General features: G+C 66.7%; 14 protein-coding genes. 10 read left to right on the plus strand and 4 right to left on the minus strand.

Going from position 1 to position 12,608, the window contains the following annotated elements; all coding sequences use genetic code 11:
- Nucleotides 1-14: 14 nt before the first annotated feature.
- Nucleotides 15-1,199, plus strand: a complete 1,185-nt coding sequence (locus tag F7O44_RS18810) for a phenylacetate--CoA ligase family protein (protein WP_162451794.1) — start codon at nt 15-17, stop codon at nt 1,197-1,199.
- A gap of 12 nt (nt 1,200-1,211) precedes the next feature.
- Here the strand turns inward: F7O44_RS18810 and F7O44_RS18815 are convergent, their stop codons facing one another.
- Nucleotides 1,212-1,643 carry a helix-turn-helix domain-containing protein gene (locus tag F7O44_RS18815; protein WP_162451795.1) on the minus strand — a complete coding sequence of 144 codons (432 nt, stop codon included), beginning with the start codon at nt 1,641-1,643 and terminating at the stop codon, nt 1,212-1,214.
- A 5-nt stretch (nt 1,644-1,648) separates the two neighbouring features.
- On the minus strand, nt 1,649-2,398 hold the full coding sequence (locus F7O44_RS18820) for a hypothetical protein (RefSeq protein ID WP_222851492.1): 750 nt from the start codon (nt 2,396-2,398) through the stop codon (nt 1,649-1,651).
- Nucleotides 2,399-2,433: 35 nt separating this feature from the next.
- Here F7O44_RS18820 and F7O44_RS18825 point away from each other — a divergent pair, with 35 nt between their 5' ends.
- The 4 genes from F7O44_RS18825 (at nt 2,434) to ligD (ending at nt 5,488) form a co-directional block, all read left to right on the plus strand.
- Nucleotides 2,434-3,438 (plus strand): AIR synthase-related protein, encoded by a 1,005-nt coding sequence (locus tag F7O44_RS18825; protein WP_162451796.1) that lies wholly within the window; start codon nt 2,434-2,436, stop codon nt 3,436-3,438.
- A 92-nt stretch (nt 3,439-3,530) separates the two neighbouring features.
- A complete protein-coding gene (locus F7O44_RS18830) occupies nt 3,531-3,752 on the plus strand; it encodes a type II toxin-antitoxin system VapB family antitoxin (protein ID WP_162451797.1) in 222 nt (73 codons plus the stop codon).
- On the plus strand, nt 3,749-4,204 hold the full coding sequence (locus F7O44_RS18835; RefSeq protein WP_162451798.1) for a PIN domain-containing protein: 456 nt from the start codon (nt 3,749-3,751) through the stop codon (nt 4,202-4,204). The genes F7O44_RS18830 and F7O44_RS18835 overlap by 4 nt, the downstream gene beginning before the upstream one ends.
- 72 nt (nt 4,205-4,276) lie before the next feature.
- Nucleotides 4,277-5,488: a non-homologous end-joining DNA ligase gene (gene ligD / locus F7O44_RS18840; protein ID WP_162451799.1), complete on the plus strand. Its 1,212-nt coding sequence runs from the start codon at nt 4,277-4,279 to the stop codon at nt 5,486-5,488.
- 21 nt (nt 5,489-5,509) lie between these two features.
- On the opposite strand, the gene F7O44_RS18845 is transcribed toward ligD, so the two are convergent.
- Nucleotides 5,510-6,271, minus strand: a complete 762-nt coding sequence (locus F7O44_RS18845; protein ID WP_162451800.1) for an SGNH/GDSL hydrolase family protein — start codon at nt 6,269-6,271, stop codon at nt 5,510-5,512.
- Between the two features lie 97 nt (nt 6,272-6,368).
- Between F7O44_RS18845 and F7O44_RS18850 the strand changes: the two genes are divergently transcribed.
- The gene (locus F7O44_RS18850) at nt 6,369-7,598 is read left to right on the plus strand and encodes an NAD(P)/FAD-dependent oxidoreductase (RefSeq protein WP_162451801.1); all 1,230 of its coding nucleotides are present in this window, start codon (nt 6,369-6,371) and stop codon (nt 7,596-7,598) included.
- Nucleotides 7,599-7,932: 334 nt separating this feature from the next.
- Nucleotides 7,933-8,349 carry a pyridoxamine 5'-phosphate oxidase family protein gene (locus tag F7O44_RS18855; RefSeq protein ID WP_162451802.1) on the plus strand — a complete coding sequence of 139 codons (417 nt, stop codon included), beginning with the start codon at nt 7,933-7,935 and terminating at the stop codon, nt 8,347-8,349.
- Nucleotides 8,350-8,373: 24 nt separating this feature from the next.
- On the opposite strand, the gene F7O44_RS18860 is transcribed toward F7O44_RS18855, so the two are convergent.
- Nucleotides 8,374-9,141: an endonuclease/exonuclease/phosphatase family protein gene (locus tag F7O44_RS18860; RefSeq protein WP_162451881.1), complete on the minus strand. Its 768-nt coding sequence runs from the start codon at nt 9,139-9,141 to the stop codon at nt 8,374-8,376.
- A 142-nt stretch (nt 9,142-9,283) separates the two neighbouring features.
- Here F7O44_RS18860 and F7O44_RS18865 point away from each other — a divergent pair, with 142 nt between their 5' ends.
- The 3 genes from F7O44_RS18865 (at nt 9,284) to F7O44_RS18875 (ending at nt 12,594) form a co-directional block, all read left to right on the plus strand.
- Entirely contained in the window at nt 9,284-9,841 is a 558-nt protein-coding gene (locus F7O44_RS18865; protein ID WP_162451803.1) for an ArsR/SmtB family transcription factor, read from the plus strand.
- Nucleotides 9,842-9,846: 5 nt separating this feature from the next.
- Nucleotides 9,847-10,794, plus strand: coding sequence for an alpha/beta hydrolase family protein (locus tag F7O44_RS18870; protein WP_162451804.1), 948 nt, complete (start codon nt 9,847-9,849; stop codon nt 10,792-10,794).
- Between the two features lie 105 nt (nt 10,795-10,899).
- The gene (locus tag F7O44_RS18875; protein ID WP_162451805.1) at nt 10,900-12,594 is read left to right on the plus strand and encodes an alkaline phosphatase D family protein; all 1,695 of its coding nucleotides are present in this window, start codon (nt 10,900-10,902) and stop codon (nt 12,592-12,594) included.
- Nucleotides 12,595-12,608 lie beyond the last annotated feature (14 nt).

Below are 12,608 nucleotides of genomic sequence, written 5' to 3' on the forward strand. Positions count from 1 at the left end.
CGAGAGGGGACTCCATGCCCGACATGGACGAACTGGTCGCCGGGGTGATCCGCAGCGCTGCGGACCGGGTGCCGGCTTTCGCCGACCGGCTGCGTGCCGCGGGTATCTCGGCGACGTCAATTCAGGGTGTGCGTGATCTCGATGCCCTGCCGGTGCTGAGCAAGGACGACGTCCTGGAACTTCAGCGTGAGAGGCCGCCGTTCGGCGGGCTGCTGGATCCCGGCGCCGACGTGCGGCGTGTATTCCAATCCCCGGGTCCCATCTATGAACCGCAGCTCACCGGCGCCGATCCGTGGCGCTGGGGATCGGCCCTGGCCGCGTGCGGCATCACCAGGTCCGACGTCCTGCTCAATTGCTTCAGTTACCACCTCTCACCGGCGGGCGCGATGTTCGAGGAAGCCGGGCTGGCGCTGGGCTGCACCGTCCTGCCCGGGGGCGTCGGAAACCTGGATTTGCAGGCCCAGGCGATCGCCGATCTGGACGTGACCGCGTACGCCGGCTTGCCGAGTTATCTCAAGTCGCTGGTCGAGCGGTACAACTCCGCCGGACTGGACCCCGCCCGGTGGCAGCTCACCAAGGCGCTGGTGACGGCCGAGCCCTTGCCCGGCGACCTCCGCGGCTGGCTGGAGCAGCGGGTTCCGGTTGTTCGGATGGCCTACGGCACCGCCGAGACCGGACTGCTCGGCTACGAGGTGGAGCCCGGCGCCGGCCTCGTCGTTCCGGACGGCGTGCTCGTCCAGGTGTGCGACCTCGACACCGGCGAGCCACTCGACGAGGGTGAGGGCCAGATCGTCGTCACTCTGCTGCGCCCGGAGTATCCGCTGGTGCGTTTCGGCACGGGAGACCTGTCCGCATGGCTCCCTGGTCCGGCCGGCGAGCGGCGGCTGGCCGGTGTGCTCGGCCGGGTAGGCGCCGCGGTCAAGGTACGGGGAATGTTCCTGCATCCGCGGCAGGTCGAGGCCACGATGCGGAGTATGGACGGGGTTGCGGCGTATCGGTTCGTCGTCGACCGGGTCGACCACCGCGACACGTTGCGCTGTGAAGTCCTTCCCAGCCCCGGCGCTCATCCCGAGCAGGTAGGCGCCGAGGTGCGGGATCGGGTGAAGGCCGAGCTCCGGCTGACCACCGAGGTGGAGCTGGTGGAGCACGTCGAAGACACCAGCGTGCTGGTCGACGTCCGTCTCTGGGACTCGGGATGACGAACCATTGATTCACGCCGCTCCGGCCTGGTGGGCTAGGTGTTCGATGCGCTCCAGCATCACCGCCGATGGCACCACCTTGCCTGTCGCGTAGGTGGAGAGCCGCGAAGCTGACGTGCCCAAACGTTCCGCGAACTCCGCCTGTGTGGCGCCCGAGCGCCGGATCGCCTCGCGTACCCTTCTGGCCACGCGCTGCCTGGGCGTCTCACGTGCGTGCACGAGCACAGACCGGAGTACCGCTGCACTCGACGTGGATTCGGCCAGTTCAATAGCGACCGCGAGGTCGTCAGCGACCGATCCGTGCGGGTGCGCGATCACCTCTGCGGCTACACGTTGCCAGTCATCGATCCCGCCGCGATCGATGGCTGCCAGGATTCCCTCGACACCCCATTCGTTGACTGGACTGTCCGGCGTGATGGTCAGGTTGCGAAATGTCAGCGCCATACGTCTCACCTCCATTCCTTGCTGGTCATACGCCGTGCTAACTCCTGGCACTCGTCGACGACGTTGTTCCACGAATGCCACCATGAACGTAACGCCTTGTACTCCGCGAGCCTTTCCAGTGTGGATGTGTCGCGCGGGGATGGGTCTGCCAGTTGCCGTGCTAGCTGTGTTGCGACCCGACGCCCGTCCGCCCGGGTGTCCGCGTAGTAGTGATCGATCCCGCAGAGAACGCGTGCACTGGGCCCGGCGCCGTAACGTGCGCTCAAAGCGGCGACGTCGAGGTAGTCGCGGACCTGGTTGCGTTTGACGATCAGGAAGGCCTTGACACGCAGAGTCTCTTCAGCCGTCGGGACAGTGAGCGTCTGGCCTGACGGAAGAGTGATGAGGGTCGTTTCCAGCGGGGTTGTGCGGATTAACTGCCGTATGCCGCTTTCGATGCCGCCGAGGCTGCCGAGCACAATCTTCCCGGGTGTCGCACGATTGGTGACCCAGTCGCCTTCGCGTTCCAGTGCGTCAAGAATCGCGTCGAATCTGTGGCGCAGGTCAGTTGCGACATGATCGTGGTCATACGAGGCCCGGTGTCCGGCATACAGCGCCGCGGCCGAACCACCCACCAAGACGGTATCGGGGACAAGCTCTTGAAGCCGGGCAGCGGAATCAAGCACATCAAGCAGATCTGGATCACGCTCGGCGAGCTCGCCTTCGATCTGCTCGGCCCCAGATTGATGGTGATCTGCTGAATCGTGCGCCGACATGCATTGACTATATCAGATCTGATAATCTGCTTGCTATGGCCCCATATATTTTCCCGGCGGGGAAGCTACCGGCCGATGTGCTCTCGCGGCTGCTCGATGACTTCGGAGGAGCCCCGGACGACGTCCGCCTCGGGCCCGCGGTCGGTGAAGACGCTTGTGCGCTGAACGTCGGGGACCACGTCGTCCTCGCGGCGACCGATCCGATCACCATGACGTCCCGGGACATCGGCCGTTACGCCGTGATCATCAACGCCAACGACATCGCCGTGAGTGGTGCCCGGCCGCGCTGGTTTCTCGCCACCGTTCTGTTGCCTGTTGGTGCCGACGCCGAGATGGTTGAGAGTGTGTTCGCTGCCATGCGACCGGCACTCGACGAGGTCGGGGCCGCGCTGGTGGGCGGGCACACCGAGGTCACGAGTGCGGTGAATCAGCCGGTGATCGTCGGACAGATGCTCGGCATCGCCGAAGACGGGCGCTTCGTGACGACGTCTGGGGCGGTACCCGGGGACGTCGTCGTACAGATCGCAGCCGCACCGGTCGAGGGCGCAGCGGTACTGGCCAGCGAGGCTAGCGACCGGTTGGGCGCGTTATCGGCTGACGTGCTCGACGACGCCCTGCGGGCCGCGCACGATCCCGGGATCTCCGTGGTGGAGAGCGCACTAATGGCGCGCGATCTTGGGGCCACGGCGATGCACGATCCCACCGAGGGCGGCCTCGCTGCCGGTCTGCACGAGCTCGCCACCGCTGCCGGAACGGCCATCCGAGTGGACCGGGACCAGGTTCGATGGTTCGAGCCGGGTCTACAGGTCTGCCGCGCGCTCGGCGCCGATCCCTGGGGCACCCTCGCCTCGGGGTGTCTGCTCGCCACGTTCGCGCCTGAACAGGCCGAAGCCGCGGTGGACGCGTTCCGCTCCAATGACGTTCCGGCGGCGGCCATCGGCGTCGTCGAATCCGGCGCCGGAGTTCACGACATAGACGACGACGCCGTGCCGTGGCCTGAACGAGACGAAGCCCTCCGCGTGATGGGACAGCAACGATAGGGCGCGAGGTCAATCCGTTTTGAGCGCGGCTCACTACAATGTTGATAAGGTGTGTATGTTTCATACATGCTGTTGGCTTAAGGGGTGGCGGGATGTCGGTGACGCAGATCGATCTCGACGATGATGCCCTGGCGGAGGCGATGCGATTGTCTGGCGCCAAGACGAAGAAGGAAACGGTCAACTTGGCGTTGCGCGAGCTGGCGGCCCGGCACCGTCGGGTCGCCGCGATTGAGCATTACGGGTCCCTAGCGGCGCGATGGGACTACGACGGTTGGCAAAAGACACGTGACGCCGAAAAGAACCTGGGCGCGTGATTCGTTACCTCATCGACTCGTCTGGCTTATGGCGCATTATGCGGGACGAGCGGTTGCGCGCTGCGTGGTCCGAGGTGCTGTCAGTCCAGGCGATCGGATCGTGCCATCCGCAACGTCTTGAGTTCTGCCGTTCGGCGCGCAACGCCGATGAATACGACGACATGACGCACATGTTCGAGGACCTCTACCCTGATGTCACTGTTCACAAGAGCGCGTGGAGATGGGCCGATGCAGCTCAGCGTCGCCTGCTCCGGCACGGAGCACACCGGGCGATGTCGGCCGTTGACCTGTTGATCTGCGCAACCGCCGCGCATCACGGTGTGGTCGTCCTTCATGACAACAACGACTTTGCCACCGCGGCGCGTCACCTACCGGATGTGGCCGAGCGGAGAGTGCGGGATACCCCGCCCGCATCGCCGGACGACGGCACCACCATCGTCGTTAACCCATGATCGTTGGCTTTTCACCCCGTGACCAGGGGGTAAAAAGCCAACGATCATGGGAGGGCGGACTATCGTGATGACATGGCGCCGTCGCAGGTCTTGGAGGTTTCCGGGCGTGAGGTGACCGTCACCAACCCGGACAAGCCGCTGTTTCCGTTGCTCGGTTACACCAAGCTTGATTTGGTGCAGTACTACCTGGCGGTTGCCGATGGTGCGCTGCGCGGCGTGGTCGGACGCCCGATGATCCTGAAGCGTTTCGTCAAAGGGATCGAGGAGGAAGCGTTCTTCCAGAAGCGGGCGCCGTCGAAGCGGCCAGACTGGATCGAGGTGGCGACGCTCCGGTACGCGTCGGGGACCAGCGCCGATGAGGTCGTCATCCGTGATGCCGCCGCGCTGGCGTGGGTGGTCAATCTCGGCTGTGTCGATCTGAACCCGCATCCGGTGCGGGCAGAGGACCTCAACCGCCCGGACGAACTGCGCATCGATCTGGACCCGGTGCCGGGCATCGATTGGAAGCAGATTGTCGACGTTGCGTTCGTGGCGAAAGAGGTGCTGGAGGATCACGGGTTGACGGCATGGCCCAAGACGTCGGGATCGCGTGGCTTCCACATCTGCACCCGCATCGAGCCGAGCTGGGAATACCGCGAGGTCCGCCTGGCCGCGGAGACGGTCGCGCGGGAGGTCGAGAACCGCGCGCCGGAGATCGCCACGGCGAGGTGGTGGAAAGAAGAACGCGAAGGTGTGTTCGTCGACTTCAACCAGAATGCCAAGGACCGGACGGTGGCGTCGGCGTACTCGGTGCGCCCCACCCCGGATGCACGTGTGTCCGCGCCGCTGAGCTGGGACGAGGTCGCCGATTGCCGGCCGGAAGATTACACGCTGGCCTCGGTTCGGAACCGATTCGCCGAGATCGGTGATCCGTGGGCGGGAATCGACGACGCGCCGGGGTCGCTGGATGCGCTGCTGGGCTTGGCGAAGCAGCTCGGCCCGGCCGAAAAGCCGCCGAAGGGTGCGGGCCGGAGGCAGCAGACGATGCCGCTCATCGAGATCGCACGGGCCAAGACCAAGAAAGAGGCGCTCGACGGCTTGGAGCGGTGGAAAGGCCGGCACCCGGCGGTGGTTCCGCATTTGAAGCCGGCCGACGTGCTGGTCGATGGGATGCGGGGTAGGAGTTCGCTCTGGTACCGGATCCGGATCAACTTGCATCACGTTCCCGAACCCGAGCGGCCGGAGCAGGAGCCGCTGGAGGTCGACTATGACCCCTGGGCCGGCACCCCTTGGGGCCGCGAATAGGGCTGAATCCGGTGCGAACGATCAGTCCGCGGCGGACGGCTCGACGACCCGCCACCGGGCGTACTTCGGGAGGCGGCCGTCGCCCGAGGAACGCCCGGTGAGTCGGCGACGGATCCACGGGACGACGTAGCGCCGGTAGTACACGGCGTTGGTCATCAGGCTCGGCGGAGAAACCACTCGGGGGACTGGAGCCAGCCATTCTTGCGGGAACTGTGCCCCCAAGGTTCGCAGCACGTGTGCCGCGGCGCGGTGATGTCCTATGGCGTTCAGGTGCAGCCGGTCGTCGGCCCAGTAGTCCGCCCGGGCCAGTTCGGTGTCGGCCCACACGTTGACGAACGGGATGTCGTATTCGGCGGTCAGTTCCTTGACCGCGGCGGTGAGGAGGTCGCCTTTGCGCTGGGTGCGTCGTCCCATCGGCAGGTTGCGGGTGGGGTTTCCGCCGCTCAGAAGCACCGGCCGCACGCCCGCGTCGAGGCAGCGGGTGACTACATATTCGGCCTGGCTCCGGATGCGGCGGAGGTCCGCGCCCGGGCGCAGCATGTCGTTGCCACCGCCGTTGAAGGTGAGCAGGGTCGGTTCTAGTGCCAGCGCCGGCTCCAATTGCTCGGCCACGATCTGTTCCATCAGCTTGCCTCGCACAGCGAGATTGGCGTATTCGATCGGGCCGCCCTGGTCGATGGCCAGACCGGCGGCCACGATATCCGACCAGCCTCGTATGCTGCCGTCTTGGAGCTCGTCGCCGACGCCTTCGGTGAAGCTGTCTCCCAGGCAAACCAGTCGCATTGCCCCATTATCGGTGCCGGCCGCGCCGGTTGGCGTGGTCCGGGCAATTATGTGTTCCCCGTTGACATGATCGCCGCGATCGGACAGGGTCGGCGACATGAGTGCCGAGCGTACCTTCGTGATCGTCGGTGGCGGGCTAGCTGGCGCAAAAGCCGCGGAAACGCTGCGCGCGGAGGGGTTCGACGGTCGAGTGGTGTTGTTCGCCGCGGAGACAGAGCCGCCGTACGAGCGTCCGCCGTTGTCCAAGGGTTATCTGCTCGGCAGCGATGAGCGGGCGTCGGCGTTCGTGCATCCGTCCGAGTGGTACTCCGAGCATGGGATCGACCTGCAGCTGGGCTCACCGGTAGAGGCTGTGCACCCGGCGGAACACGTGGTCGAGATCGCCGGAGGTGAACGGGTCGGCTACGAGAAGCTGCTGCTGGCCACCGGTTCGCAGCCGCGACGGCTGGAGGTGCCCGGCGCCGAGCTGGATGACGTCCGCTACTTGCGCGAGCTTTCCGACGCCGATCACCTGCTCGATCAGCTGGACGTCGGGCACCGGGTGGTCGTTGTCGGTGGTGGCTGGATCGGCTTGGAGGTCGCCGCCGCCGCGCGTACTCACGGCGCCGACGTGGATCTGATCGAGATCGCCGACCAGCCGCTGCACGACGTCATGGGCGCCGAGGTCGCGGCCGTTTTCGCCGACCTGCATCGTGAGAATGGAGTGGATCTGCACTTGGGCACCGGCGTCCGTGAGGTGATCGGCGACGCCGGCCGGGTGGTCGCCGTGATCACCACCCGGGGCGAGGAGATCATGGCAGACACGGTGGTGGTGGGCGTCGGGGCGCGTCCGCTCGTTGATCTCGCCGCCGCCGCTGGGTTGACCGTCGACGACGGCGTGCTGGTGGATGCGGCGCTGCGGACCTCCGACCCGGACATCTATGCTGCCGGAGACATCGCCGGCATCGAGCACCCGCTGCTCGGCACGCGGATCCGGGTGGAGCATTGGTCGAACGCCGCTGACACCGGCACCGCCGCGGCCCGCTCCATGCTCGGGCACGACGTCAGCTACGACCGTCTCCCGTTCTTCTTCACCGACCAGTACGACCTCGGTATGGAATACGTCGGGCACGCGCCGCCCGGTGCCTACGGTGACGTCGTCCTCCGCGGCGACGTTCCAGGCCGGGCTTTCCAGGCGTTCTGGACAGATGACAACCGCGTGCTCGCCGGCATGCACGTCAACCTGTGGGACACCGGCATCGGCCCCATCGAGGAGCTGATCCGTTCTGGACGAGCGGTCGATGCCGCCCGCCTCGCCGATCCGGCCGTCCCGTTGGAAGAGGTGTGAGGCCGGCGGAGCGTACCTGAGCTCTTAGCCATGATCGTGATACGCGCCGCCGGGCGCCCGGCCACGGTGGCGGAGAGCCAGGGTGATCGTGCCGGCGATCAGCAGCCCAGCCGACGAGCCCCCGCGCCTGCGGTAGCGTCATGGCCAGTGCGGCTGGGCGGGTAGACGATCCGGAGCAGCGGCATGTCTTCCGATTGTTGCAGGCCAGGCAGCGCGTTGTGGTGCTCATCGTCATTCCGGTGGGTCGAAGGGCCCTCCACTTCGGGATGAACGTCCTGGTCACAGTGGCCGTTGGGCTAGAGGCAATCGTGTGCGGCGAGTTTAGGCTGGGTCCATGTTCACCCATCCGAAGACCGGCATGACGGTCCTCTCCGAGGGAGAGTGCTGGGAGTTGCTCGGCGGTGCGCACGTCGCGCGGCTGGCCGCCGTAGTAGGTGACGAACTGGAAGTCTTTCCGATCAACGTGGTGGTAGACGGCCACACCGTTGTCTTCCGCACAGCTGAGGGGACGAAGCTCGCCGCCGCGACGATGGCCAGGCAGGTCGTCATCGAAGCCGATGATCATGACCGTGGCACGGGTCTAGCGTGGAGCGTCGTCCTCAAGGGCGTGGCAGAACGCGTTGACGACTTCAACCGGATCTACCAACTGGAGGAGCTGGCGCTGGTTCCGTGGGACGAACGCCCGAAGCAGTGGTTCGTCCAGGTGACGCCGCGGCAGATCAGCGGGCGCCGGTTTGCCGCGGCGGTCTGAGCATCTCGTCGTAGTGATCGGCTGTCACAGTTCGATGTCGACGGTCAAGGCTGCGTGGTCACTGACCGGAAGCCGGTGTGCGGTCACCGCCCGTACTGACTCGTGGCCGGCGCCGTGGGTGATCACGTGGTCCCACTGCACACGTGGACGCCACGCGGGATAGGTCCCCACGCGGGCGAGCTGGTTCCAGCCGGTGACGAGGTGCGGCACCCGGCCCGGCAGGTTGAAGTCGCCCAACAGAATCTGCGGTGCCGGCATCGCCGACAGCCACCGGGTGATGGTCCTGAGCTGGCGGATGTTCCAGCCCGGTACGAATGACAGATGCGCGGCCGCCACGGTGAACGGCCCCGCCGGCCCGATCGCGATGGCGGCGAGCGCTACGCGGGGGTGGTCTTTCACCGGCACTAGTCCACGCCGGCCTGGCACCTGCAGCGGGACCCGGACGGGCGAAGCGGGAAACCAGCGTGCTGACCACGTCAGAACGGGCAACCGGGAGAGCAGCGCGACACCATAGGCCGGGCCGTCGGGCTGAACCAGCGGATCGGCGGGTTCCCAACGGCCGGCTGGGTCGCCGGTGAGTGCTGGCGCGAAACGCCACCAATCAGCGCCCGCGGCCTCGGCGGCGATGGCCGCCTGGTTGGTCTCGCCGCTACGGCGTTGGTCGTAGTCCACTTCCTGAAGTGCCAGCACGTCGGCCTCGAGGGAGGATACGGCCGCGGCAAGGGTGCCTTCGCGGACTGTCCCGGAGGTGATGATGAGACCGTTCAACAAGTTGTACGTGCCGAATCGCAACTGCTCCACACTGCCGCACACTAGTGCAGGAACCAACCTCGGCGATTGCGGTGCTGGGCATATGACGGCCCGGTGGAAAGCAAGCGCCAAGAAGCCAAAGATATCTTTGACATTCTGCCGATGTCAAAGATATCTTTGGCATATGCGGCTGACCGATCCCACCACCATCCGGGCGCTCGCGCACCCGTTGCGGCTCAGTCTGATCGAGCTTCTCGGCACAGTTGGGCCGGCCACCGCCGCGCAATGCGCCCGCCACCTCGACAGCACACAGGCGAACTGCTCTTTTCACCTGCGACAGCTGGCGAAATATGGGTTTGTCGAGAAGGCTCCCTCGAGCGGCGACGGCCGGGAGAATCCGTGGCAGCTCACCGATCTGGAGCAGAGCTGGTCGTCCGGCGACGGCGGGCCGGCCACCCGGGAGCTGGAGCGGGTCTTCATCCAGCGCGAGGCCGAGCGGATGCTCTCGTGGCGGGCGGGAGTGGACCAGCAGCCGGAGTCTTGGCGGGATGCGTCGTTCCTCAGCGGCGCGACCATTCCGATGACCACTGAGGAGCTGAGCAGTGTTGCCGTTCAGCTCAGAGCGGTGCTCGAACCCTACATCCAGCGGCTTTCCGAGCGCTCTGACTGGCCGGAAGACTGCCGGTTCGTGCGGGTCTTGCTGGCCGGCACACCGGTCGCGAACCTCGACGAAGAGCGGTGAGTGAAATGGCTGTCGAGCAGGAGACCAGCGTCCCGAGTGCGGCCGGAGCGCTGAATGCCGTGGTCCGCGTGCCTGAGCTGACCGGTCCATTGCCTGGCGTCGTGCTGGTCGACGGCGCCGGTGATGGTGACCGCTGGGACTGGGGCGGTTGGCCGGAGTGGATCAGCGAGGCTGGGGCGGTGGTTCTACGGCACGACAAACCTGGGTGCGGGGGCTCACCCGGGCACTGGACCGAACAAACCTTGCACGACCGGGCCCAGGAGACACTGGCCGCCGTCGAGGTGCTTCGCGGTCATCCAGCGGTATCGGGAGAGCCGGTCGGGCTCTACGGCATCAGTCAGGGCGGGTGGGTCGCGCTGCTTGCGGCCGTGTTGGGTGAGGGGCAGGTGGATTTCGTCGTCAGCCACTCCGGGCCAGGGGTTACCCCGGCCGCCCAGGAGCGGATCAGGCTCGAGCGGGACCTTGCGGCGGCAGGTCATTCCCCGGACGTGATCGCCGAGGCCATGAGCTGGGTCGATGAGCGAGCCGCCCGCCTGATCAGTGGCGAGGCGCCGGAGACGATCCTGGCCGACCAGTCACGCCACTCCGATCGGTCGTGGTACCCGGCGATCGCTTCCGGCGCGTACGACGCCGCCGCGGTATTGGCATTTGCCGGCCGTATCTTCGACTTCGATCCGGTGACCGTGCTGCCCAAGGTGAGCTGCCCGGTCCTCGCTCTCTTCGGCGGCAGCGACGAACTCATTCCGGTCGAGGCCAGCGTGGCGGCGTTCGCGGCCAATCTGCCCGAGCGGCCAGGCCGCCACGGTTTGGCGGTGTTTCCGCGTGGTGATCATGGCCTGTACACGGCGGAGCCGGACCCGAGCGTGCCCCGCCGCGCCCAGCTCGCTTCAGGCTACGAGGAGATGCTGGCGGCGTTTCTGCGGGACCAGCGGCAGGCCGGCGTCCGGCTCTAGGGCTTCCCGGGTCCTGCGCTCTCGCCGGCTGCTGGCGATGTGTCCTGAGCGGTCGCTTTGCCGATTCGGTGGTCCGGGCCACGACCGCTTTGTATCGTGTCGCGTATGCGCCGGGCAGCATGGGCATGGACGCTGGCGGTAGTCGCCGTCTTCGGTGTTGTGTCTCTGACCACGGGATTCCCGCGCGACCTCTCCAGCCACGGAATGCTCGGAACCGTTGAGCTGCCGGCGCAGCTGATTCTGCTGGGTGTCGCGTTGGCGGGCCTGATTCTGTCGCGATGGAGCGAGGCAGCCACGGCCGTGATTCTCGTCCTCGCGGGCGCCGGGCTGGCCGGGCTGTCGAGTAGGTTGCACTCGCCGGTCTTCGTCGCACTCATTGTCGTGGTTTTCGTCGTGCCCGCGGTCGCGTTCTGGGTGCTGTGGGCGCGCGGCCGCGACCGCCGGGCCGTCGTGCGTCATGGCGTCGTGGCGGGTTTGGCGCTGGCGGTCTGGAGCGCGGGCGCGGGCGTTGCCTATCACCAGCTGGCCGGGGCCACTCACCCCGAGTCGGAAGCTCTCCATCTGCCCGTCGACCGAGTCAACTGGATCTGGAGCGGGGCGGTGACCGACACGTCGTTCCGGGTGACCGCAAAAATCGACGACGCCGCTGCCGAGCAGGCGACGTTGGTGGTCGAGCATGCTCGAACGTCGCCGCAGCGAGCCGCCCTGCCGGCGCCGGTGGACGCCGTCGGGCCGGATCCGGTGCCCGACAGCGGAGTGGTCACATGGACCGTCGACGGCTTGGAGCCCGACACGTCGTACGAGTACACCGTCATAGTGGACGATCACGCCGACACCACTCGGGGTCGAGGCGAGGTGAGTACCTTCCCGGACGGGCCGGCGTCGTTCACCGTCGCCGTCGGAGCCTGCGCCCGCACCGGCTCGAACGGTGCGGTTTTCGACGCCATCCGGGCTGTTGACCCGTCGTTGTTCATCCACACCGGCGACTTTCACTACGGCAACATCGACTTCGACGACGTCGACATGTTCCGCGCCCGCTACACCGACGCGCTCGGCTCTCCAGGACAGAGCGCGTTGTATCGCAGCGTGCCCACCGCATACGTCTGGGACGATCACGACTACGGCGCCAACGACGCCGACGCGCACTCTCCGAGCCGGTCCGCCGCCCGGGCCGCGTACCGCGAGAACGTGCCGCATTACGAGCTGCCGGCCGGTGCGCAGGACGGCGCGATCTACCACGCGTTCACCGCCGGGCGAGTGCGCTTCATCCTGACCGACGTCCGATCGGAACGCACCGCCGACTCCATGCTTGGCACGCGGCAGCTGGAGTGGTTCGAGGGGGAGATGCTCGGCGCGGCCGATGACCACGCGCTGATCGTGTGGGTCAACGCCGTGCCCTGGATCGGACCCGAGGGTGAGTCCCGTGACAACTGGACCGGCTACCCCGAGGAACGCCAGCGGGTGGCCGAAATCATCGAGGAAGCCGGGGTCGAGAACGTCGTCATGCTGGCCGGTGACGCCCATATGGTCGCGATCGACGACGGCAGCAATAGTGGCTACGGGCCTTCCGGCGAGGGCTTCCCGGTGCTGCATGCCGCCGCCCTTGACCGGGGCGGATCGGTCAAGGGCGATCCCTACAGCCATGGAACCGAACCGGGTGGTGGGCAATTCGGCACTCTCACCGTCGAAGATGACGGAAGTGGCCACCTGGCCGTCGTACTAGCCGGCTACGACTGGACCGGTGCCGAACTGATGTCTCATACCTTCACCGTCGCTGCTCCTGCAGTGGATGGAGGATAGGCAGGGAGCAAGTG

Source organism: Phytoactinopolyspora mesophila (assembly GCF_010122465.1).
Lineage (GTDB): Bacteria > Actinomycetota > Actinomycetes > Jiangellales > Jiangellaceae > Phytoactinopolyspora > Phytoactinopolyspora mesophila.

Excerpts from the sequence above, each read along its gene's own strand:
- F7O44_RS18810 (WP_162451794.1), top strand. The coding sequence starts at position 15 with ATGCCCGACATGGACGAACTGGTCGCCGGGGTGATCCGCAGCGCTGCG.
- F7O44_RS18815 (WP_162451795.1), bottom strand. The coding sequence starts at position 1,643 with ATGGCGCTGACATTTCGCAACCTGACCATCACGCCGGACAGTCCAGTC.
- F7O44_RS18820 (WP_222851492.1), bottom strand. The coding sequence starts at position 2,398 with ATGTCGGCGCACGATTCAGCAGATCACCATCAATCTGGGGCCGAGCAG.
- F7O44_RS18825 (WP_162451796.1), top strand. The coding sequence starts at position 2,434 with ATGGCCCCATATATTTTCCCGGCGGGGAAGCTACCGGCCGATGTGCTC.
- F7O44_RS18830 (WP_162451797.1), top strand. The coding sequence starts at position 3,531 with ATGTCGGTGACGCAGATCGATCTCGACGATGATGCCCTGGCGGAGGCG.
- ligD (WP_162451799.1), top strand. The coding sequence starts at position 4,277 with ATGGCGCCGTCGCAGGTCTTGGAGGTTTCCGGGCGTGAGGTGACCGTC.
- F7O44_RS18845 (WP_162451800.1), bottom strand. The coding sequence starts at position 6,271 with ATGCGACTGGTTTGCCTGGGAGACAGCTTCACCGAAGGCGTCGGCGAC.
- F7O44_RS18850 (WP_162451801.1), top strand. The coding sequence starts at position 6,369 with ATGAGTGCCGAGCGTACCTTCGTGATCGTCGGTGGCGGGCTAGCTGGC.
- F7O44_RS18855 (WP_162451802.1), top strand. The coding sequence starts at position 7,933 with ATGTTCACCCATCCGAAGACCGGCATGACGGTCCTCTCCGAGGGAGAG.
- F7O44_RS18865 (WP_162451803.1), top strand. The coding sequence starts at position 9,284 with ATGCGGCTGACCGATCCCACCACCATCCGGGCGCTCGCGCACCCGTTG.
- F7O44_RS18870 (WP_162451804.1), top strand. The coding sequence starts at position 9,847 with ATGGCTGTCGAGCAGGAGACCAGCGTCCCGAGTGCGGCCGGAGCGCTG.
- F7O44_RS18875 (WP_162451805.1), top strand. The coding sequence starts at position 10,900 with ATGCGCCGGGCAGCATGGGCATGGACGCTGGCGGTAGTCGCCGTCTTC.